This is a genomic window from Paraburkholderia sp. RL18-101-BIB-B (assembly GCF_046026985.1).
In the GTDB taxonomy this organism is placed as follows: Bacteria; Pseudomonadota; Gammaproteobacteria; order Burkholderiales; family Burkholderiaceae; genus Paraburkholderia.
The window spans coordinates 34,820-42,400 of record NZ_JARESV010000064.1 but is presented as its reverse complement, the minus strand read 5'-3'; the positions used below and the strand labels follow the sequence as shown (position 1 = coordinate 42,400).

The 7,581-nt window shown below is 64.1% G+C and carries 5 protein-coding genes; 3 read left to right on the top strand and 2 right to left on the bottom strand.

The genetic code is table 11. The features are described 5' to 3' along the window. From prpC to prpF, 3 genes are all read left to right on the top strand, one after another. A partial coding sequence (gene prpC, locus P0D73_RS41690; protein WP_408435668.1) for a bifunctional 2-methylcitrate synthase/citrate synthase occupies positions 1-928 on the top strand: 928 nt, incomplete at its 5' end. Positions 929-1,234: 306 nt separating this feature from the next. Beyond that, positions 1,235-3,832, top strand: a complete 2,598-nt coding sequence (gene acnD / locus P0D73_RS41685; protein WP_408177862.1) for a Fe/S-dependent 2-methylisocitrate dehydratase AcnD — start codon at positions 1,235-1,237, stop codon at positions 3,830-3,832. Positions 3,833-3,942: 110 nt separating this feature from the next. Continuing rightward, positions 3,943-5,130, top strand: coding sequence for a 2-methylaconitate cis-trans isomerase PrpF (prpF, locus tag P0D73_RS41680; RefSeq protein ID WP_408177863.1), 1,188 nt, complete (start codon positions 3,943-3,945; stop codon positions 5,128-5,130). Positions 5,131-5,161: 31 nt separating this feature from the next. Here prpF and P0D73_RS41675 read toward each other — a convergent pair whose 3' ends face one another. Further along, on the bottom strand, positions 5,162-6,490 hold the full coding sequence (locus P0D73_RS41675; protein WP_408435666.1) for a hypothetical protein: 1,329 nt from the start codon (positions 6,488-6,490) through the stop codon (positions 5,162-5,164). 97 nt (positions 6,491-6,587) lie between these two features. Beyond that, positions 6,588-7,487 (bottom strand): LysR family transcriptional regulator, encoded by a 900-nt coding sequence (locus P0D73_RS41670; RefSeq protein WP_408177865.1) that lies wholly within the window; start codon positions 7,485-7,487, stop codon positions 6,588-6,590. Between the last annotated feature and the right edge of the window lie 94 nt (positions 7,488-7,581).

Sequence of the window (7,581 nt, the reverse complement as noted above, 5' to 3'; positions counted from 1 at the left end):
CAAGCTGAAAGCGCTGCGCGGCCTGCCCGCCAACGTCAAGGCCGCGCTCGAATGGATTCCGGCCGCCGCCCATCCGATGGACGTGATGCGCACCGGCGTGTCGGTGCTCGGCACCGTGCTGCCGGAGAAGGACGATCACAACCTGCCGGGCGCGCGCGACATCGCCGACAAGCTGATGGCCTCGCTCGGCTCGATGCTGCTCTACTGGTATCACTATTCGCACAACGGCAAGCGCATCGAAGTGGAAACCGACGACGATTCGATCGGAGGCCACTTCCTGCATCTGCTGCACGGCGTGGAGCCGTCGAAGGCGTGGGTCGACGCGATGCACGTGTCGCTGAACCTGTACGCCGAGCACGAGTTCAACGCGTCGACCTTTGCGGGTCGCGTGATCGCGGGCACGGGATCGGACATCTATTCGGCGATCACCGGCGCGATCGGCGCGCTGCGCGGGCCGAAGCACGGCGGCGCCAATGAAGTCGCGTTCGAGATCCAGTCGCGCTACCAGACGCCGGATGAAGCCGAAGCGGACATCCGCCGTCGCGTCGAGAACAAGGAAGTGGTGATCGGTTTCGGCCACCCGGTGTACACGATCTCCGACCCGCGCAACAAGGTCATCAAGGAAATCGCGAAGAAGCTCTCGAAGGAAGCGGGCAACAGCAAGCTGTTCAATATCGCCGAGCGGCTGGAGTCGGTGATGTGGGACGCGAAGAAGATGTTCCCGAATCTGGACTGGTTCAGCGCGGTCTCGTATCACATGATGGGCGTGCCCACGGCCATGTTCACGCCGCTCTTCGTGATCTCGCGCACGGCCGGCTGGAGCGCGCACATCATCGAGCAGCGCGTCGACAACAAGATCATCCGTCCGAGCGCGAATTACACCGGACCTGACGACCTGCCGTTCGTGCCGCTCGCGAAGCGCGTTTGAGGGTGCCTTTTATCGAAGTCGGGCGCGTGAACGCGTAGCCGCGCGAATGCAAGCGTTTCTCCTCCATTGCGTCTTAAGAGCGCGGCGCAATGAAGTTGGGCCTTGGCTCGCTGAAACCCCGGGCCGAGGCCGTTTTTTGCGGCGCATTAACGTGGCCGCGCGCAAACCCGACCAGCACGCCGCCGCAAGCTAAACTACACGTACTGCCTGACTGGCCCGCCAGGGAGACGCGATTAAAAAAGGGGCCGCCGACGTGATCGGCCGCCGCCATCGTCCCCGGATCATTACTGTTTTGTCCCCTACGCCATGAATACTGCAAACCGCAAACGCCTTCCCGGCACCCAGCTCGATTTCTTCGACACGCGCGCCGCGGTCGACGCGATCCAGCCCGGCGCTTACGACAAGCTGCCGTACACGTCGCGCGTGCTGGCCGAAAACCTAGTGCGCCGTTGCGATCCGGTCACGTTGAACGCGTCGCTCAGGCAGATCATCGAACGCAAGCGCGAACTGGATTTTCCGTGGTTCCCGGCGCGCGTGGTGTGTCATGACATTCTCGGCCAGACCGCTCTGGTCGACCTTGCCGGCCTGCGCGACGCGATTGCCGCGCAAGGCGGCGATCCGGCGATGGTCAATCCGGTGGTGCCGACACAACTCGTGGTGGACCATTCGCTCGCCGTCGAGTGCGGTGGTTTCGATCCGGACGCGTTTGCGAAGAACCGCGCAATCGAAGACCGCCGTAACGAAGACCGCTTCGACTTCATCAACTGGACCAAGCGCGCGTTCAAGAACGTCGACGTGATTCCGCCGGGCAACGGCATCCTGCACCAGATCAACCTGGAGCGCATGAGCCCGGTCGTGCAGGTGAAAGACGGCGTCGCGTTTCCCGATACGCTGGTCGGCACCGACTCGCATACGCCGATGGTGGACGCGCTCGGCGTGATCGCGATCGGCGTGGGCGGGCTCGAAGCGGAAAGCGTGATGCTGGGCCGCGCGTCGTATATGCGCCTGCCGGATATCGTCGGCGTGGAACTGACGGGCAAGCCGGCTGAAGGCATCACGGCGACCGACGTCGTGCTCTCGCTGACCGAATTCCTGCGCAAGGAAAAAGTGGTCGGCGCGTACCTCGAGTTTTTCGGCGCGGGCACGGCCAAGCTGACGCTCGGCGACCGCGCGACCATCGCCAACATGGCGCCCGAATTCGGCGCCACGGCCGCGATGTTCTACATCGACGAACAGACCATCAAGTATCTGAAGCTCACCGGCCGCGACGACGAACTCGTCAAGCTGGTGGAAACCTACGCGAAGGAAACCGGCCTGTGGGCCGACAGCCTTGCGCAGGCCGAATACGAACGCGTGCTGAAGTTCGATCTGTCGACAGTGGTGCGCACGCTCGCCGGCCCGTCGAACCCGCATCGCCGGTTGCCGGTGTCGGAACTGGCGGCGCGCGGCATCAGCGGCAAGGTGGAGAACGAGCCGGGCCTGATGCCGGATGGCGCGGTGATCATCGCCGCGATCACGAGCTGCACGAACACCAACAATCCGCGCAATATGATCGCTGCGGGTTTGCTCGCGCGTAATGCGAACCGGCGCGGACTGACTCGCAAGCCGTGGGCGAAGACCTCGCTCGCGCCGGGCTCGAAGGCGGTCACGTTGTATCTGGAAGAAGCCGGGTTGCTGCCCGAGCTGGAGCAACTGGGCTTCGGCGTGGTCGCGTATGCGTGCACGTCGTGTAACGGCATGTCCGGTGCGCTGGATCCGGTGCTCCAGAAAGAGATCGTCGAGCGTGATCTGTATGCGACCGCCGTGCTGTCGGGCAATCGCAACTTCGACGGCCGTATCCATCCGTACGCGAAGCAGGCTTTCCTCGCGTCGCCGCCGCTGGTGGTGGCGTATGCGATTGCGGGCACGATCCGTTTCGACATCGAGAAGGACGTGCTCGGTATCGATGCCGACGGCCATGCGGTCACGCTGAAGGACATCTGGCCATCGGATGCGGAGATCGATGCGATCGTCGCGTCGAGCGTGAAGCCGGAGCAATTCCGCAAGGTATACGAGCCGATGTTCGCCGTTTCTGTCGACACGGGCGAGAAAGCCAATCCGCTCTACGACTGGCGCCCGATGAGCACGTACATTCGCCGTCCGCCGTATTGGGAAGGTGCGCTCGCGGGCGAGCGCTCGCTCAAGGGCATGCGTCCGCTCGCCGTGCTCGGCGACAACATCACGACCGATCACCTGTCGCCGTCCAACGCGATTCTGGCGGACAGCGCCTCGGGCGAATATCTGGCGAAGATGGGCTTGCCGGAAGAGGACTTCAATTCCTACGCGACGCACCGTGGCGATCACCTGACGGCGCAGCGCGCCACCTTCGCGAACCCGACGCTGAAGAACGAGATGGTGCTCGAAGACGGCAAGGTGAAGGCGGGTTCGCTGGCGCGTATCGAGCCCGAAGGCAAGGTCACGCGCATGTGGGAAGCCATCGAAACCTACATGGAGCGCAAGCAGCCGCTGATCGTGATTGCCGGCGCCGACTATGGGCAGGGTTCGTCGCGAGACTGGGCGGCGAAGGGCGTGCGTCTTGCCGGCGCGGAAGCGATCGTCGCCGAAGGATTCGAGCGGATTCACCGCACGAATCTGGTGGGCATGGGCGTGCTGCCGCTGGAGTTCAAGCCTGGTGTGAACCGGCTCACGCTGGCAATCGACGGCACGGAAACCTTTGACGTGGTCGGCGAGCGCAAGCCGCGCGCGGACCTCACACTGGTGATCCAGCGCAAGAACGGCGAGCGGGTCGAGGTGCCGGTGACGTGCCGGCTCGATACCGCCGAAGAGGTTTCCATCTACGAAGCCGGCGGTGTGCTGCAACGCTTTGCGCAGGACTTTCTCGAGTCGTCGAAGAAGGCGGCTTGAGGCTGGCTGGTTTTTAGATCGCTTCGCTCGATGCGACGAACGTTTTAACGCGGGACGGGTGATATGGCGCGATAGGCCATGACACCCGCTCTCATCAGGACAGGACTTTCATGGCCCACCAACCCCAGATCAAGATTCCGGCCACCTACATGCGTGGCGGCACCAGTAAAGGCGTGTTCTTCCGCCTGCAAGACTTGCCCGAAGCGGCCCAGGTGCCCGGCGCCGCACGCGACGCGCTGCTGATGCGCGTGATCGGCAGCCCCGATCCGTACGGCAAGCAGATCGACGGCATGGGCGGCGCGACGTCGAGCACCAGCAAGACGGTGATCATCGCCAAAAGCAGCCGGCCCGATCACGATGTGGACTATCTGTTCGGCCAGGTGTCGATCGATAAGGCCTTCGTCGACTGGACCGGCAATTGCGGCAATCTCTCGGCCGCCGTCGGGCCGTTCGCGATCAGCGCGGGGCTTGTCGATCCGAGCCGGATTCCGCGTGACGGCGTGGCGACCGTGCGCATCTGGCAGGCGAACATCGGCAAGACGATCATCGGACACGTGCCGATGACCGATGGCGCCGTGCAGGAAACCGGCGACTTCGAACTCGACGGCGTGACGTTCCCGGCGGCGGAAGTGCAGCTCGAATTCATGGACCCCGCAGCGGAAGAAGAGGGCGCGGGCGGCTCGATGTTCCCGACCGGTAACCTGGTGGACGATCTGGAAGTGCCCGGCGTCGGCACGCTGAAGGCGACGATGATCAACGCGGGCATTCCGACCATCTTCGTCGACGCCGAGTCGATTGGCTACAAGGGCACGGAGTTGCAGGACGCGATCAATAGCGACGACAAGGCGCTCGCGATGTTCGAGACGATCCGCGCGCACGGCGCGCTGCGCATGGGGCTGATCAAGCATCTCGACGAGATCGCGACGCGCCAGCATACGCCGAAGGTCGCGTTCGTCGCGAAGCCGGCTGACTACGTGGCGTCGAGCGGCAAGCGCATCGGCGCGGGCGACGTCGATCTGCTGGTGCGGGCAATGTCGATGGGCAAGCTGCATCACGCGATGATGGGCACGGCGGCGGTCGCGATCGGCACGGCGGCGGCGATTTCGGGGACCCTCGTGAATCTCGCGGCGGGCGGCGGCGCGAAGGAGTCGGTGCGCTTCGGACATCCTTCGGGAACGCTGCGGGTCGGCGCCGAGGCGAGCGAAAGCGGCGGCGAGTGGACGGTCATCAAGGCGATCATGAGCCGCAGCGCGCGGGTGCTGATGGAAGGCTGGGTGCGGGTACCGCAGGAAAGATGAGGCGGCCGGCGCGAACGCGCCGATTCGCTTGTTAGTCTGTCGAAGGCCCGCTCGCCGCCGGTGGAGGTGACGCTCTCAGCGTGTCGATATGCGTCAACTCCGTCCGGCCGCCCTTGCTGGCAAAGGTGAAGACAGGGAAGTTGCGGCCGTGAAATTCCGGTCCCGCTTTTGACAGCATCTCTTCGAACTTCGGCTTGCTGTTCTGCCATGTCGTCCTGCCTGCCTGCCCCGACATGGGATCGAACATCAAGGCGGCGATACTGCCCGGCGCGATGCCGACCGTCTGAATCTCCGAATTTTCCAGCGAGCCGTGCTGCGCCTGATTGGATTTCAGCGTGCCGAGAAGGCCGCCTATCTGCTTCTTCCTGTCGTCCGGCGTGAGGGGTTTCATCGTATCTGTGATGCCGCCCGAGGAATGGTCTTTCTCATACACGCCGACCACGTGATTGCCGACCAGGTCGGGCATCGCGAGAACCGCACACGGACGGGCCAAGGTGGACACGTTAGCGCCCATCTTGTAGTACTGCGGCTCGAGTTCCGCGTGGGCCAATGACCATTTGCGCAGGCCGCCGTGTCCGCCCGTTTTTGCCTGTTCGCGGGCAGCGTCGATCGAGACGTTGCAGTTGTGGAACTCGTGGTGCGCGTTCTTCATTTGCAGCGTACGGATCAACAGGCCGCTTGTCTTGAAGGCGTGCTGTATTTCCGCGGGCGTCCGGTCGTCGTGGTGAGCGGAGGCGACGTTTGCAGCCGCGCCGACGTTGCTCGTGGCCGAGGTCGGTCCAATCGCGTGCGTGGGCGCGACGCTGGAGACCTCGGTAGGCGCTGAGGTGCTCGAACTGGACGTCGAGGCGGATTGCACGTTTGCAGTAGATGCTTTGGCCAGGCGGAAAGAGGCCGGCGGGTCGTTGCGATTCGACACGGAGGGACCGCTCACCGTCGCGTTCGATTCTTCTTCGTTGCGCGCCGGCGCCTCGGCGTCGTTCGTGCTGGATGTTCGAGCATTGCCGGAGTGGCCGGCCAGACTCGATGTCTTCACGGTCAGTCCCTGCGGCTTCGGTTTGATTGGCGGCGGCCCGGCCTTCGCACCTGTGGTCGTGCTCGCGCTCGTGGCCGTGGATTGTCCCTGCGGCTGTTTGTTGCTTGCGCCGGACGTGAGCGCGAAGCTGGCCGATGGCGTGTGCGGCGTGACGTCCGCCGGCGAGCGCGTCGGCGGCTGCTTCAGTGCTTCGAACGCCGCGATCTTTGACGACACCGAGGGCTGCGCAGTGCTCTCTTTTTTTTCCTCTTTGGGGGTGGTGGCCTGATTGCTCATGCTGGCGAGGTTCGTTGTCGACTGCGTTTCGTGTGTGCGCGTGAACATGTGGTTCTCCCATCTATCCGGGAGCCATCATGTGCGCAACGTCACGGGTGCTTTATCGCGCTTGCGCAGGCGTGTCCAGTAAAACGAAGCGGACCGTTCACGTCATGAGCCGGGGTAACGCATCGACCAATGCGTCGACCGCCAGACGCACCTTGCGCGGCAAGTGAGGTGTTTGCAGCCAGAGCGCGTAGGCGTCGTAGAGAAACGCCGGCTGATCCGGCAGCACCTGCACGAGCTCGCCCGCCTGAATGCGCTCGCGCACCAGCCACGAGGGGAGCCACGCCAGACCCATGCCCGTGGTCGCGGCGTCGGCGATTGCGTCGAGGTCGTCGAGCCGCAATCGGTTCGGCGGCGTGATCGCTATCGGCGGGTGGCCGGTTTGCGGAAACAGCCATGGGCGAATCCGGCCGGAGCGTCGGTAGATGATCGCCTGATGTCCGCCGAGTTCCTCTATCCGCCGTGGCTCGCCATGCATCTCCAGATACGACGGCGACGCGCACACGATCATGTGTTGACGCGCGATGCGCCGCGCTATCACCCCCGCCTTGTCCTCCAGTTCGCCGGTCCGGATGGCGAGATCGTAGTCGTCCTCGGCGAGATCCGTGAAGCGGTCGTTGAACGACAGATCCAGTTCCAGTGCCGGATTATGTCGTGCGAACGCCAGCAGGACGGGCGCGACGCAGCGTCTGCCGAAGTGCACCGGCATCGTGACACGCAGCTTGCCGCGTGGCTCGGCAAGCTGGTCGGCGGCGAGCGCATCGGCCGCGTCGGCTTCGGCGAGCACGACGCGGCAGCGCTCATAGTAGGCGCGGCCGAACTCCGTCAGGCTCTGGCGGCGCGTCGTTCGCGTGATGAGCCGCACGCCCAGGCGCTCCTCCAGAAACCGCACGTGCTTGCCGACCATTGGTCCCGACAGGGCCAGCGCGTCCGCCGCGGCCGCGAACGAGCCCAGATCGACGGCTTTGACGAACACGGCCATGCTCATGAGGCGATCCATATTCGGAAGCTCCGGTTTCGACTGTTCTAGTTATTGCGTCATTTATCCCGCTGATGCGGGCTGTCATAGTGTATTCGGTTCAATTGATTCCGAG